This window comes from Buttiauxella sp. AC142 (assembly GCF_979253435.1).
Window position 1 is genome coordinate 2,071,580 of sequence record NZ_CEEDCH010000001.1, and the last position, 13,758, is coordinate 2,085,337.

The 13,758-nt window shown below is 53.6% G+C and carries 10 protein-coding genes; 9 read left to right on the top strand and 1 reads right to left on the bottom strand.

Translation table 11 applies throughout. The annotated features are described in order from the left end of the window. Window positions 1-5: 5 nt before the first annotated feature. From uca to AC0IWZ_RS09525, 9 genes are all read left to right on the top strand, one after another. Window positions 6-3,626, top strand: a complete 3,621-nt coding sequence (gene uca, locus AC0IWZ_RS09485; protein WP_471677480.1) for an urea carboxylase — start codon at window positions 6-8, stop codon at window positions 3,624-3,626. Continuing rightward, window positions 3,623-4,303: a GntR family transcriptional regulator gene (locus tag AC0IWZ_RS09490; RefSeq protein WP_471677479.1), complete on the top strand. Its 681-nt coding sequence runs from the start codon at window positions 3,623-3,625 to the stop codon at window positions 4,301-4,303. The genes uca and AC0IWZ_RS09490 overlap by 4 nt, the downstream gene beginning before the upstream one ends. Before the next feature lie 20 nt (window positions 4,304-4,323). Then, a complete protein-coding gene (urtA, locus tag AC0IWZ_RS09495; RefSeq protein ID WP_034495292.1) occupies window positions 4,324-5,595 on the top strand; it encodes an urea ABC transporter substrate-binding protein in 1,272 nt (423 codons plus the stop codon). An 83-nt stretch (window positions 5,596-5,678) separates the two neighbouring features. Continuing rightward, window positions 5,679-7,187 (top strand): urea ABC transporter permease subunit UrtB, encoded by a 1,509-nt coding sequence (gene urtB, locus AC0IWZ_RS09500; protein WP_471679069.1) that lies wholly within the window; start codon window positions 5,679-5,681, stop codon window positions 7,185-7,187. Beyond that, window positions 7,187-8,260, top strand: a complete 1,074-nt coding sequence (gene urtC, locus AC0IWZ_RS09505) for an urea ABC transporter permease subunit UrtC (protein ID WP_471677478.1) — start codon at window positions 7,187-7,189, stop codon at window positions 8,258-8,260. The genes urtB and urtC overlap by 1 nt, the downstream gene beginning before the upstream one ends. Beyond that, window positions 8,260-9,057, top strand: coding sequence for an urea ABC transporter ATP-binding protein UrtD (gene urtD, locus AC0IWZ_RS09510; protein WP_471677477.1), 798 nt, complete (start codon window positions 8,260-8,262; stop codon window positions 9,055-9,057). The genes urtC and urtD overlap by 1 nt, the downstream gene beginning before the upstream one ends. Window positions 9,058-9,153: 96 nt before the next feature. After that, window positions 9,154-9,852, top strand: coding sequence for an urea ABC transporter ATP-binding subunit UrtE (gene urtE, locus AC0IWZ_RS09515; RefSeq protein ID WP_471677476.1), 699 nt, complete (start codon window positions 9,154-9,156; stop codon window positions 9,850-9,852). A gap of 118 nt (window positions 9,853-9,970) precedes the next feature. Further along, window positions 9,971-10,774: a hypothetical protein gene (locus AC0IWZ_RS09520; protein ID WP_471677475.1), complete on the top strand. Its 804-nt coding sequence runs from the start codon at window positions 9,971-9,973 to the stop codon at window positions 10,772-10,774. A gap of 480 nt (window positions 10,775-11,254) precedes the next feature. After that, window positions 11,255-12,430, top strand: a complete 1,176-nt coding sequence (locus AC0IWZ_RS09525) for a GNAT family N-acetyltransferase (protein WP_471677474.1) — start codon at window positions 11,255-11,257, stop codon at window positions 12,428-12,430. A gap of 76 nt (window positions 12,431-12,506) precedes the next feature. Here AC0IWZ_RS09525 and ydeE read toward each other — a convergent pair whose 3' ends face one another. Then, a complete protein-coding gene (gene ydeE / locus AC0IWZ_RS09530; RefSeq protein WP_471677473.1) occupies window positions 12,507-13,709 on the bottom strand; it encodes an efflux MFS transporter YdeE in 1,203 nt (400 codons plus the stop codon). Window positions 13,710-13,758: the final 49 nt, after the last annotated feature.

Genomic DNA, 13,758 nt, shown 5'->3' on the forward strand with positions numbered 1-13,758 from the left:
TGAAAATGTTTAGCTCAGTATTGATAGCAAACCGCGGTGAAATTGCTGTTCGCGCCATTAAAACACTCAAGAAAATGGGTATCGCCAGCGTTGCGGTGTACTCCGAACCCGATGCCAATGCACAGCATGTGATGGACGCCGACGTCGCCATCGCGCTGGGTGGCGAAAAAGCAGCGGACAGTTACCTCGATATCGGGAAAATCATCGCGGCAGCCAAACAAAGCGGCGCCCAGGCGATATTCCCTGGCTACGGTTTTTTGTCCGAACGGGCTGAATTTGCCCAGGCGTGCGCCGAAAACGGCCTTGTTTTTATCGGCCCCACGGCGGAACAAATCCGTGACTTTGGGCTGAAACATTGCGCTCGTGACCTGGCGTTTAAAGCCGATGTGCCGATGACGCCGGGAACCGGTTTGCTGTTAACCCTCAAAGAAGCGCAGCTAGCGGCGGCAGAAATTGGCTATCCGGTGATGCTAAAAACCACGGCGGGCGGCGGCGGAATAGGGCTGACTCGCTGTGATGATGAAGCGAACCTGATTGAAGCCTGGTCGAGCGTAAAGCGTATGGGTCAGCAGTTTTTCAGCGATGATGGCGTGTTTATCGAGCGTTTTGTCGACCGCGCTCGCCATCTCGAAGTGCAAATTTTTGGCGATGGTAAAGGCAAAGTAGTGGCGCTGGGCGAGCGTGATTGTTCATTGCAACGCCGCAATCAGAAAGTGGTGGAAGAAACTCCCGCGCCAAATCTGCCGCAAGCCACGCGTGAAGCGATTCACGCCGCCGCCGTGGCACTCGGCGAATCAGTCAATTACCGCAGCGCAGGCACCGTGGAATTTATCTACGACGCCGCCCGCGATGCGTTTTACTTCCTCGAAGTGAACACCCGTTTGCAGGTCGAGCACCCGGTGACAGAAATGGTCACGGGTCTGGATCTTATCGAATGCATGATTAACGTGGCCGCGGGCGTCACGCTTGACTGGCAGCGTTTAGCACAGCCACCCAAAGGTGCCGCCATTGAAGTGCGAATTTATGCCGAAGACGCGCTGAAAAACTTCCAGCCAAGCCCTGGCGTGCTGACCGACGTTTTCTTCCCGGATGATGTTCGCGTCGATGGATGGGTTAGCACCGGCAGCGAGGTGAGCGCGTTTTACGATCCGATGATCGCCAAAGTGATCGTTTATGGCGACGATCGCCAGCAGGCGTTAAGTAAATTGAACACGGCGTTGGCCGCCACGCGTTTACACGGTATTGCGACTAACCTCGATTACCTGCGCCAAATCGTCCAACTGGCTGAATTTAAAGCCGGAATGATGTGGACGCGCCTGCTGGATAGCGTGGTTTATCAGGCTCATGCCATTGAAGTGCTGGAACCCGGCACATGGAGTAGCGTGCAGGATAGCCCTGGCCGCCTCGGTTATTGGGATATCGGCGTGCCGCCGTCTGGCCCGATGGACGATTTTGCGTTTCGCCTCGCAAACCGCATTGTCGGCAACCATCCGTCAGCCGCCGGGCTGGAATTTACCCTGCAAGGGCCAACCCTGCGTTTCCATAGCGCTGCGACCATTGCGCTAACCGGCGCTGATTGCCCGGCAACACTTGATGATGAAGCGGTTCCTTACTGGCAGCCGGTGATTGTGAAAGCGGGGCAAACGCTAAAACTGGGGCGTGCGACTTCAGGCTGCCGCACCTATCTGGCGGTGCGTAACGGTATTGATGTTCCAGTTTATCTCGGGAGCCGTTCGACGTTTGCCCTCGGGCAGTTTGGCGGACACGCAGGGCGCACCTTGCGCGTGGCGGATGTGCTGGCAATTTCTCAGCCGTGCTTGCCAGCCTGCACCACGCCTGCGCCGATTTCACTGCCGCAAACGCCGGAGCCGGCCGTGATTCCGCAGTACAGCGATGTGTGGGAAATCGGCGTGTTGTACGGGCCACACGGCGCGCCGGATTTCTTCACGCCGGAATCCATGCAAACGTTTTTTGAGTCCGAATGGCAGGTTCACTACAACTCCAACCGCCTCGGCGTGCGGTTAGTTGGCCCGAAACCGGAGTGGACGCGTGCTGACGGTGGCGAAGCGGGCCTGCACCCTTCCAATGTTCATGACTGCGAATATGCGATTGGCGCGGTGAATTTTACCGGAGATTTCCCGGTGATTTTGACGCGTGACGGCCCAAGCCTCGGCGGGTTTGTTTGCCCGGTGACTATCGCGAAAGCGGAGCTGTGGAAAGTCGGGCAGGTGAAGCCGGGCGATCGTATTCGCTTCCATGCGATCACCTTTGAACACGCTCAGTCGCTGGAAATCGCCCAGGACGTGGCGGTGACTAATTTGCTGCATGTGCTCAATCTGCCAGATTTGCACCCGTCGATTACACCGACTACCACGTCGAGTGCGGCAATCCTCGCAGAACTGGACGCACAACAAGGGTTGCCTGCGGTGGTTTACCGCCAGGCGGGCGATAACTATGTGCTGATTGAATACGGCGACAACGTGCTGGATTTGGCATTGCGCCTGCGAATTTACCTGCTGATGAAAGCCATTAAACAGGCTGGCGTTTCCGGTGTTGAAGAGCTTTCCCCCGGCGTGCGTTCACTTCAGGTGCGTTATGACAGCCAGCATATTTCCCAGTCGCAACTGCTGACGTTACTGCTCGGGCTGGAGAAACAGCTCGGCGATGTCACGAAACTCAAAATCCCGTCGCGCATTGTCCATTTGCCGATGGCTTTTGAAGACAGCGCCACGCTTGCGGCGGTGGAACGTTACAAAGAAACCGTACGCGCCGATGCACCGTGGCTGCCCAACAACGTTGATTTTATTCAGCGCACCAATGGGTTGGCGCACCGCGATGAGGTGAAACAGATCCTGTTTGATGCCAGCTACCTGATTCTCGGCCTCGGGGATGTGTATCTCGGCGCACCTTGCGCTGTGCCGTTAGATCCGCGCCATCGCTTGTTGAGTTCGAAATACAACCCGGCCCGCACCTGGACTGCCGAAGGCACCGTCGGTATCGGCGGCATGTATATGTGCATCTACGGCATGGATTCACCGGGCGGATACCAACTGGTCGGGCGTACGCTGCCCATATGGAACAAATTCCTCAAAAACGAACAGTTTGGTGACGAGCCGTGGCTGCTGAAGTTCTTTGACCAGGTGCGTTTCTACCCGGTTTCTGAAGACGAGTTGACCGAGTTGCGCAGCGCATTCCGCGAAGGACGCGCCCAGGTTCGTGTCGATGACGTCGATTTTGATTTCGCCGCTTATAACGCGTTTTTGAACGATAACGCCGATGACATTACAGATTTCCGCCGCCGCCAGCAGTTGGCCTTTAAGCGGGAAGTGGCGAACTGGAAAGAGCAGGAAACGGCCGCCGTTGCCAGCGCGATGTCCGTGGAACAAGCCGTGCCAGACGAACAAGAAGGTCAGTTAGTGAGCGCGGATCTGAACGGCAATATCTGGAAGATCCTCGTCGAACCGGGCCAAACCGTGAAGCAGGGCGATCCGTTGATTGTGGTGGAAGCCATGAAGATGGAGCTGATGGTGAGCGCACCATGCAACGGAACGGTTATCCGCATTAGTTGCCAGCAGGGCCGTCCGGTGGGGCCGGGTGATGCGTTGTTGTGGCTGGAGGCGGTGTGAATAAGAAAACCGAGGGCGTTGCCGAGCGTATCTACCGCTTACTGAAACAGGAAATCTTCGATTTCCAGCTGCTGCCGGGCGATCGCTTTAGCGAAAACGATATCGCGCTACGCATGGCTGCCAGCCGAACTCCGGTGCGTCAGGCGTTGTATGCCCTTGAACAAGAAGGCTATGTCGAGGTGCAGCCGCGCAGCGGTTGGCAGATAAAAGCGGTGGACTTCGACTATCTCGAGTCGCTCTACGATCTGCGCATTGTGCTGGAGCTTGAGGCGGTGAAACGGCTGTGTGCATTACCCGCCGAAGTACGCCCGCTGCCGTTACAGGCGCTCAAGCAGTTCTGGATAGATTCCGCACCGCTACCCGATGGCGGGGAAGTCGCCAGTCACGACGAGGTTTTCCACATGACGCTGGTAGAAGCGGCGGGAAACCCGGAAATGGCGCGAGTTCACCGGGACATTACTGAAAAAATTCGCATTGTGCGGCGGCTGGATTTTACCCAACGGCCTCGCGTTAGTGCGACTTATCTCGAGCATGGGCAGATTTTGCTCGCTATTTTGAACCGTCAACTTCAGGAGGCGCAAACCCGCTTACACGACCATATCGCCGCAAGTCAGAAAGAGGTTCGTCAAATTACTCTCCATATGCTTCATCAGGCGAAGCATGGGGTTTTACCTTAATACTTTTGGAGTGAAACATTATGCAGCGTCGCACCTTTATTAAAGCCTTTGCGCTCTCAGCGTCCGTTATCAGCATGGGTTTGGCCTTTAGCGCTCAGGCCGCCGACACCATCAAAGTGGGCATCATGCATTCGCTTTCCGGCACGATGGCGATTTCTGAAACGCCGCTCAAAGATGTGGCGCTGATGACCATCGCCGACATCAACGCCAAAGGCGGCGTGCTGGGCAAGCAACTGGAACCGGTGGTGGTTGATCCGGCCTCAAACTGGCCGTTGTTCGCTGAAAAAGCCCGCCAGTTACTGAGCCAGGACAAAGCGGCAGTGGTGTTCGGCTGTTGGACATCAGTCTCACGCAAGTCGGTGTTGCCAGTGTTTGAAGAGCTGAACGGGCTGCTGTTCTACCCGGTGCAGTATGAAGGCGAAGAGATGTCGCCAAACGTGTTCTATACCGGGGCGGCGCCGAATCAGCAGGCGATTCCGGCGGTGGAATACCTGATGAGCGAGGACGGCGGGGCGGCGAAACGCTACTTCCTGCTGGGCACGGATTACGTTTATCCGCGCACCACCAACAAAATTCTGCGCGCGTTCCTGCATTCCAAAGGCGTGCAGGATAAAGATATCGAAGAGGTGTATACGCCGTTTGGTTACAGCGATTACCAGACCATTGTTTCCAATATCAAGAAGTTCTCCGCTGGCGGCAAAACCGCCGTTATCTCCACCATTAATGGCGACTCCAACGTGCCGTTCTACAAAGAACTGGCAAACCAGGGCCTGAAAGCGACCGATGTTCCGGTGGTGGCGTTCTCGGTCGGCGAAGAAGAGTTGCGCGGTATCGACACCAAACCGTTAGTCGGCAACCTGGCGGCGTGGAACTACTTTGAGTCCGTGGATAACCCGACCAACAAAGCGTTTGTCGCCGAATGGAAAGCGTATGCCAAAGCTCACAAGCTGCCGAATGCCGATACGGTTGTGACCAACGACCCGATGGAAGCGACGTACGTCGGTATCCATATGTGGGCGCAGGCCGTTGAGAAAGCGGGGACTACAGATGTGGACAAAGTTCGCGCGGCGATGGCGGGGCAAACCTACAAGGCACCGTCTGGTTTTACGCTGACTATGGACGCCACTAATCACCATCTGCATAAGCCGGTGATGATTGGTGAAATCGAAGGGAACGGCCAGTTCAACGTGGTGTGGCAGACCGATGCTCCGGTACGCGCCCAGCCGTGGAGTCCGTTCATTACTGGCAACGATAAAAAATCTGACGAGCCTGTGAAAATGGCGAGTAACTAAAGCAAAAACAGTGTCGGGTGACGCTAACGCTTACCCGACCTACAAAAGCCTTTGTAGGGTGGATAAGCGCAGCGTCATCCACCATAAATCCAGGAGCCATCATGAAACTATTTCGCTGCCTGTTAATCGCATTCTGGCTGCTGCCGTGTTTCGCTCATGCCGGAGACGCTGAGGATTTTGCCGCGGCGAACCGCGCGCAACAGGCGAAAATGCTGCAAACCTGGGCGGCGGCACCGGACGCAAAACGTTTACCGTTACTCAACGCTCTGGCGCAAGAAAATCTGGTGATTAACGCTAAAAAAGTCCGCCTGACTAACCGCTTACGCATTCTTGCGGGCAGCGCGCTCGCCAGTCATCGCCTGATAAGTGACAATGTCACTGAGCGGTTGCAAGCGGCAAAAGCGCTACAACGCGACGTACAGCCTGATTTGCTGCCGCTTGTGCAGCAACGGCTAAAAGCTGAACCTGATGAAAATGTCCGCCATGCGCTTGAAGGCGTGCTGGCACAACTGCAACTCGCCAGCACCGATGCGAAAGTGCGCCTGAACGCGGTGGAGTTACTCAGCCATTCCTCGGCCCCTGATACCCAGGCGTTGCTCAAACCGCTTACCGATCCGCAAATCGAAACTAACGAGCCGGTGCGCAAAGCCGCAGCGGAAGGGCTGCAAAAAATCCAGCATCGTTTAATGCTGGGCGACATTCTCGGCCAGGCGTTTATGGGGTTGTCGCTGGGGTCCATTTTGCTGTTAGCCGCACTCGGGCTGGCGATTACCTACGGTTTGCTCGGCGTGATTAATATGGCACATGGCGAAATGCTGATGCTCGGCGCGTATTCCGCCTGGCTGGTGCAGAGCGCTTTCCAGCACTACGCCCCGGCATGGCTGACGTTTTACCCGATAGTGGCGCTGCCCGTGGCGTTTGCCATCACTGCCGGAATCGGCATGGCGCTGGAACGCACGATTATTCGTCATCTGTATGGTCGCCCGCTCGAAACGCTGCTGGCGACCTGGGGCATCAGCCTGATGCTGATTCAAATTGTGCGCATGGTGTTTGGTGCGCAAAACATGGAAGTCGCCAACCCGGCCTGGCTGTCGGGTGGCGTGCAGGTGTTGCCGAACCTGATTCTGCCGTGGAACCGCCTTGTGGTGATCGGTTTTGTGATGCTGGTGCTGCTGTTTACCTGGCTGCTACTGAACAAAACGCGTCTTGGCATGAATGTGCGAGCCGTGACGCAAAACCGCGCCATGGCCGCCTGCTGCGGAGTGCCAACCGGGCGCGTGGATATGCTGGCATTTGGCCTTGGTTCTGGCATTGCCGGGCTTGGCGGTGTGGCGCTTTCGCAGCTCGGCAACGTCGGCCCGGAACTGGGGCAAGGCTACATCATCGACTCCTTCCTGGTGGTGGTGCTCGGCGGCGTTGGGCAACTGGCGGGAACCGTGGCCGCCGCCTTCGGGTTGGGTATCTTTAACAAAATACTGGAGCCGCAAATTGGTGCGGTGCTGGGCAAAATTCTCATCCTTGTGCTGATTATTCTGTTTATCCAGAAGCGCCCGCAAGGCCTGTTCGCCCTGAAAGGGAGGGTTATTGATTGATGAGCCAGCCGCTAACGTTAACGCTCGCCCGCAAAGCGCCGCGCCTCTCTATGGCGCTGGGTTCTCTGATTGTGGTGCTGATGCTGACATTGCCGTTCTTAACGCTATTGCCAGCCAGCCACCCGCTAAGTCTTTCCACTTATACGCTCACATTGGTCGGCAAAATTCTCTGCTATGCCATCGTCGCCGTGGCGCTGGATTTGGTGTGGGGATATGCCGGGCTACTGTCACTCGGGCATGGGATTTTCTTCGCCCTCGGCGGTTACGCGATGGGCATGTATCTGATGCGCCAGGCCGCTGGTGACGGGCTTCCTGCTTTTATGTCGTTTTTATCCTGGGATGAGTTGCCATGGTTCTGGTGGGGCACTGAACATTTTGCCTGGGCGCTGGCTTTGATTGTGCTGGTGCCGGGGCTGCTTGCGCTGGTGTTTGGCTTTTTTGCCTTCCGCTCAAAAATCAAAGGGGTCTATTTTTCGATTATGACCCAGGCGCTGACCTATGCGGGCATGCTGCTGTTTTTCCGCAATGAAACCGGCTTTGGCGGCAACAACGGTTTTACCGGGTTCACCACGATTTTAGGCATGCCGATCACCGCGACAGGCACACGCATCGGGCTGTTTATCGCCACGGTTTTGCTCCTGATGGCAAGCCTGGGGATAGGTTTTGCTCTTGCGCGCAGCAAGTTTGGCCGCGTGTTGACGGCGGTGCGTGATGCAGAAAACCGCCTGGTATTCTGCGGGTATGATCCGAAAGGTTTCAAGCTGCTGGTATGGACGTTATCTGCCGTATTGTGCGGGCTGGCGGGGGCGCTGTATGTCCCGCAGGTGGGGATTATTAACCCCGGAGAAATGTCGCCGACCAATTCCATCGAAGCGGCAATTTGGGTGGCACTCGGTGGGCGCGGCACATTGATCGGCCCGATCCTGGGTGCTGGCCTGGTGAATGGTGCAAAAAGCTATTTCACCATGGCGGTGCCGGAGTACTGGCAAGTGTTCCTCGGCCTGATTTTCATCGTCGTGACGCTGTTTTTACCGCGTGGCGTGATTGGCCTGCTGCGTAAAGGAGAGAAATAATGCAACCCGGCGAACCGCTATTTACCCGCCAGCATGAAGCTGACCGCTTCCGTGACCAGACCGACCCGGTGCTGATGCTGGAGAATATCAATGTCAGTTTTGACGGTTTCAAAGCGCTGACGGACTTGTCGCTCAATATCGGCGTGGGCGAGTTGCGCTGCGTGATTGGCCCAAACGGCGCCGGGAAAACGACGTTGATGGATGTGATCACCGGCAAAACCAAACCGCAAAGCGGCAGAGCTTTTTACGATCAATCCACCGATTTAATGCGTTTAGAACCTGCGGATATTGCTCAATGCGGCATTGGTCGCAAATTCCAGAAACCAACGGTGTTTGAAGCGCTGACGGTGTTTGAGAACCTGGAAATTGCCCAGAAAGCCGATAAATCAGTCTGGGCGAGCCTGCGGGCAAAACTCAATTCTGAACAGCGTGACCGCATCGACGAAATGCTAACGACTTTGCGGCTTGGCGCGGAACGAAATCGTAAAGCGGGGTTGCTTTCACACGGGCAAAAGCAGTTTCTTGAAATCGGCATGTTGCTGGTGCAGGAACCTCATTTGCTGCTGCTCGATGAACCCGCCGCAGGCATGACGGACGCGGAAACGGAATACACCGCCGAGTTGTTTCGCGGGCTGGCGGGGAAGCATTCGCTGATGGTGGTGGAACACGATATGGGGTTTGTCGAAACCATTGCTGACCACGTGACGGTGTTGCACCAGGGGCAAGTGCTGGCGGAGGGTTCGCTGCGTGAAGTGCAGGCTAACGAGCAGGTGATTGAGGTTTATTTGGGGCGGTGATTTTGTGGTGGGGGATTGATGCCCTCTCCCTCAGGAGAGGGGATCGTTCGTTTTTCTCCTTCTCCCTCAGGGAGAAGACCGGGATGAGGGTGGTTAATGCTACAAGTCAACGATCTAAACCAATACTACGGCGGCAGCCATATTCTGCGCGGTGTTTCTTTTGAAGCCAAAATCGGCGAAGTCACCTGCCTGCTGGGGCGCAATGGCGTGGGCAAAAGCACGCTGCTCAAATGCCTGATGGGGCTGATCCCGGCGAAATCGGGTGTCATCAACTGGCAGCAAAATAATATTACCGCGCGTAAACCGCATCAGCGCGTGCAAGCGGGCATTGCCTACGTGCCGCAAGGGCGGGAGATTTTCCCGCGCCTGACGGTGGAAGAAAATCTGCTGATGGGCCTTTCGCGCTTTAGCGGGCGTGAGGCTAAACAGGTATCGGAAGAGATTTATCAGCTCTTTCCGGTGCTAAAAGAGATGAAACAGCGTCGCGGTGGGGATCTTTCCGGCGGGCAACAACAGCAACTGGCGATTGGTCGCGCCCTGGCCTGTAAGCCGCAACTCTTAATCCTCGATGAACCCACCGAAGGGATTCAGCCTTCGGTGATTAAAGAGATCGGACAGGTTATTAGCAGCCTCGCTGCAAAAGGCGATATGGCTATTTTACTGGTCGAACAGTTTTATGATTTTGCCGCTGAACTTGCCGACAATTATTTAGTGATGTCGCGCGGGGCAATTATTCAGCGTGGCGCAGGTGCGAATATGGAAACCGATGGGGTCAGGGGGCTGGTGGCGATTTAGACACATTCTCTTAAGATAATTAATCCCGAAAGTTAATTTTAATGAAGGATAAATGTTTTCTCTGAATTAATATCGTCCCGATATTTTATTGGGATTGATATTATCAGGAGGGAATGTTTTGAAGAAATCCATTCATATAATAAATGGTAATGCGTATGCCTTTACTACCGAAGCGAATAAAACGTATTTGACATTTAAATCTACGAGTCGTCCCGCAACTGAGAATTACGTCGAAAATTGTACCCTTCCGGGTTGCAAGAATGTCACCAGAAACAATGGTGATATTCTTTTTGCGCTTGCCCTAAAGAAAGGGACTGACGAGAAATTTGAAATCCTCACCGCGCAGCAACTCTATGATATCTATGCCTGGCAGTGGTTTGAACCTTTGGCTGATAATTATCATGAGTTGATTTATTTGAGCAATGCACCTGAAACCTATCCGGTTTATAAGCATTTTAGACGGCAGGATATTGTAGATTTTTCTGCGATTGACCGTTTATCAGCCTCGTACTATACGGGCATGCCTGGAGACTGGAAGTCCAGCGCAAATGGTGGTGATGGATACTTAATGGTTATGATCAACGAGGTTCCTTATTGGACGGATGCAGTAGGACAGATTCCTTTTGCGGTGGATACATATAGGTCAAATCGGGATATGAAATATGTCGTTCGTACAGGGATAACGTGGGGAGGTGGTTCAGTAACCAGCGAAGCTGATGTAAGCAATAGATATGACAACTTTTTTGTACTGAGAGGGGCTTTATTTGCAAGTAAAAAATACAGTTATTACTTCTCAACTTCACCAGGGAACTACACTAACACGCAAGTTAATGAAGTCATTAATAATGTTGATAGTAATTGTATTTCACAACCTATTACCGAATTGGAATTGATGACTTACGGGGTGTGGAATGAAAAATAAATGGGTGTTATTTTTCATTAGAATCAGCTCTGCTTTATTGGCTGGTTTTATTATGATTTTTATTCATGACTACGGGCGTTATCTCTATATAAAAAATTTCCAACCCGTAAGCCATGGAGTGATGCTCGGATTTGTTGCGTTTTTTATTTTATATATTATGTTGCCCTCGTTGTTTGTCATGAGTTTCGTAAGCAGAGCGTTATTCTTGTCTATATATTGTGTTGTTTCAATTTTATTGATTTTTTTATGGTTTACTGGGAATCCATTGAGAGTCTCTCTAATGTTGATGGCATACGCAGTAGCCTCTCTATGTCTGTTTTTTATGACCCGTTATCTGGACAAAAAAAGCATCCCTATTCCATAGCGTAAGTCGTATTGATTTATGGCCTGCCAACTCCCCCAAATTATGGTTCTGTTAGTTATGCCATAACTTGTTTATATTCAGGTAACTTATCGTCATTGCGCCCGTGGAGGCCTGAATTGACTGGCATAACAAATGAATATCAGCAACCTGTGGGCAACTCTCTTCCCGACTGGAAACCATGCCCTCGCCCGGAGCGGATCACGCTGCAAGGGCGCTATTGTCGCCTGGAGCCTTTATCTCGTACCCACACCGATGATTTATGGGCGGCGTGGAGCACCGCGAAAGATAGCCGGGGCTGGACGTATCTGAGCATCGGGCCATTTAGCGGGAAGCAGCAATTTTCTGAATTTATTGAAACCGCGGCGCAGAGCAACGATCCGCTGCATTATGCGGTGGTCGATAACAGCGGCAAGGCGGTGGGTACGCTGTCGTTAATGCGTATCGACCCGGCAAACGGCGTGGTGGAAGTCGGGTTCGTGATGTATACCCCATTGCTGCAACGCACGGTTCAGGCGACCGAAGCCCATTATCTGTTGATGAAATATGCTTTCGAGCTGGGTTATCGTCGCTATGAATGGAAATGTGACAGCCTGAATGGCCCGTCGCGCCATGCGGCAATCCGTCTTGGGTTCCGTTACGAAGGTTTGTTCCGCCAGGCGGTGGTGTATAAACAGCGCACCCGCGATACCGCGTGGTTTTCGATTCTCGACAGCGAATGGCCGCAGATTAAGCTGGCATTTGAAACATGGCTGTCGGCTGAAAATATGCCGGAGGGTGTGCAGCAGCAGGGTCTGACGCAGATTCGTGAAAGTCTGAAGGGCAGTATCCCAGCTAAGAACAGAACCGTGGTGCAGGTCAGGGCGCTTGAAGCAAATGACCGGGCGGCATGGTTGCCGCTGTGGCAGGGTTATCTGACGTTCTACAATTCGCAACTGCGTGAAGACATCACCGAACTGACATGGCAGCGCATGCTTGATGCATCTGAACCCATGTTTGCGCTGGGTGCGTTTGATGAGCAGGGGAAAATGCTCGGGTTTACGCATATGGTTTACCACCGGGGCACATGGTCGGCGGAGGATCATTGTTATCTTGAGGATCTGTTTACTGCAGCGCTTTCACGCGGCAAAGGCGTTGGACGGGCGTTGATTGAAGGCGTTTATCAACATGCGCAGAGCAAAGGCTGTGGGCGCGTGTACTGGCATACTCATGAAACCAACGCGGCAGGCCAGGCGCTATACGACAAAATGGCGGATAAGCCAGGGTTTATTCAGTACCGTAAAGATCTTAAGTAGTTTTGTCGGATGACGCTTCGCTTATCTGACCTACGATTCGATTTGTAGGGTGGATAAGCGAAGCGTCATCCACCATTTAGTTCAAAGCCAGTTGCGGTTTCACCGCCATCCCTTTCACAATCATCAGGTAAGACAAACCAATCGCCACCATCAGCGCCACGAACAGCATATAGGGCGGCAACCAGGTCAGAATCAAACCGGTGAAAAGTGGGGTGCACGCGCCGCCTAACCAGCCGAGTTGCTGGGCTGAGAAGTAGCTGGCTTTCAGTCCTGCGGGGGCGATGTTGTCCACCAGCATATATTCACCCGGTGCAAAGATTAGCTCGCCGAGGGTAAATACCGCAGCAGAAATGCCCCACAGCAGCAGGTTATCGCCCGAAATCATAAAGCCCGCCAATCCTGCCATAAAGAACAGTGTGCCGTAGCCCATCAGCTTTTTGATATTGTCCGGGCGAATACGTTTGCCGACCATATACTGAAAAACCACCACCACAAACGCATTCACCGGCAGCACAACGCCAACCACTTTTTGCGCCAGATCCGAATCCGAGATAGCAATCGCGTACTGGGATAAGCAGGCGGCGAAAGAGCCAAACACCAGTGAACCGAGGAATGCCGAAAGCGTGAAATACATCAATGCTTTGTCTTTGAGCATCTGCACCGGTGAAAGCCTGACGTTGTTGTTTTCCTGCGTTTCGCTCGCCGACACGCTGTGTACATAGCGGCTAATCACGATAAACGGAATGATGGCGGTTAATGCGGATAACCAGAACGGCAAATTAGTGCTGTAAAGCACCGCCAGCGTGCCAATCGGCGGGCCAACCGTCCAGCCGATATTGGCAAAGGTGTAGTTGAGCGAGAAGATTTTCGGCTTCTGGTGAATTTCCAGCACATCGGAGAAATAGCCTTTTAACACCGTGGCGAACACCGAGTACGCGCAGTTTATCAGCGAATAAAACACCACCACCAGAACGGCATTATTGACCAATGGGATCGCCACAAACCCGCCGAGGAAAATAATAATCGACAGCAGCATGTACATTTTTTTGTCGAATTTATCAGCCAGAATGCCAAACCACAGGCTAAATACCACGCCTGTCGTCAGGGCGATGGTGAGCGCCATCCCGATTTCATTTAGCGGCATGCCGTACTGCCGGGAGAGATAAATCGTCATAAACGGCAGCGTTAAACCGCGCCCCACGGTGAGGAGCAGCGAAGAGAGCAGTAAAACGCTGATGGAGAGTTGCTTGCCAGAAAAGCGTGTCGTCAGGGAAACCATTTTATCGTTTTTTTTAGAATGTATTTGTTGGGGGGAGACAAGATTTATC

Coding starts and splice junctions, on each gene's coding strand:
- urtA (WP_034495292.1), top strand. CDS start 4,324: ATGCAGCGTCGCACCTTTATTAAAGCCTTTGCGCTCTCAGCGTCCGTT.
- urtE (WP_471677476.1), top strand. CDS start 9,154: ATGCTACAAGTCAACGATCTAAACCAATACTACGGCGGCAGCCATATT.
- urtC (WP_471677478.1), top strand. CDS start 7,187: ATGAGCCAGCCGCTAACGTTAACGCTCGCCCGCAAAGCGCCGCGCCTC.
- uca (WP_471677480.1), top strand. CDS start 6: ATGTTTAGCTCAGTATTGATAGCAAACCGCGGTGAAATTGCTGTTCGC.
- urtD (WP_471677477.1), top strand. CDS start 8,260: ATGCAACCCGGCGAACCGCTATTTACCCGCCAGCATGAAGCTGACCGC.
- ydeE (WP_471677473.1), bottom strand. CDS start 13,709: ATGGTTTCCCTGACGACACGCTTTTCTGGCAAGCAACTCTCCATCAGC.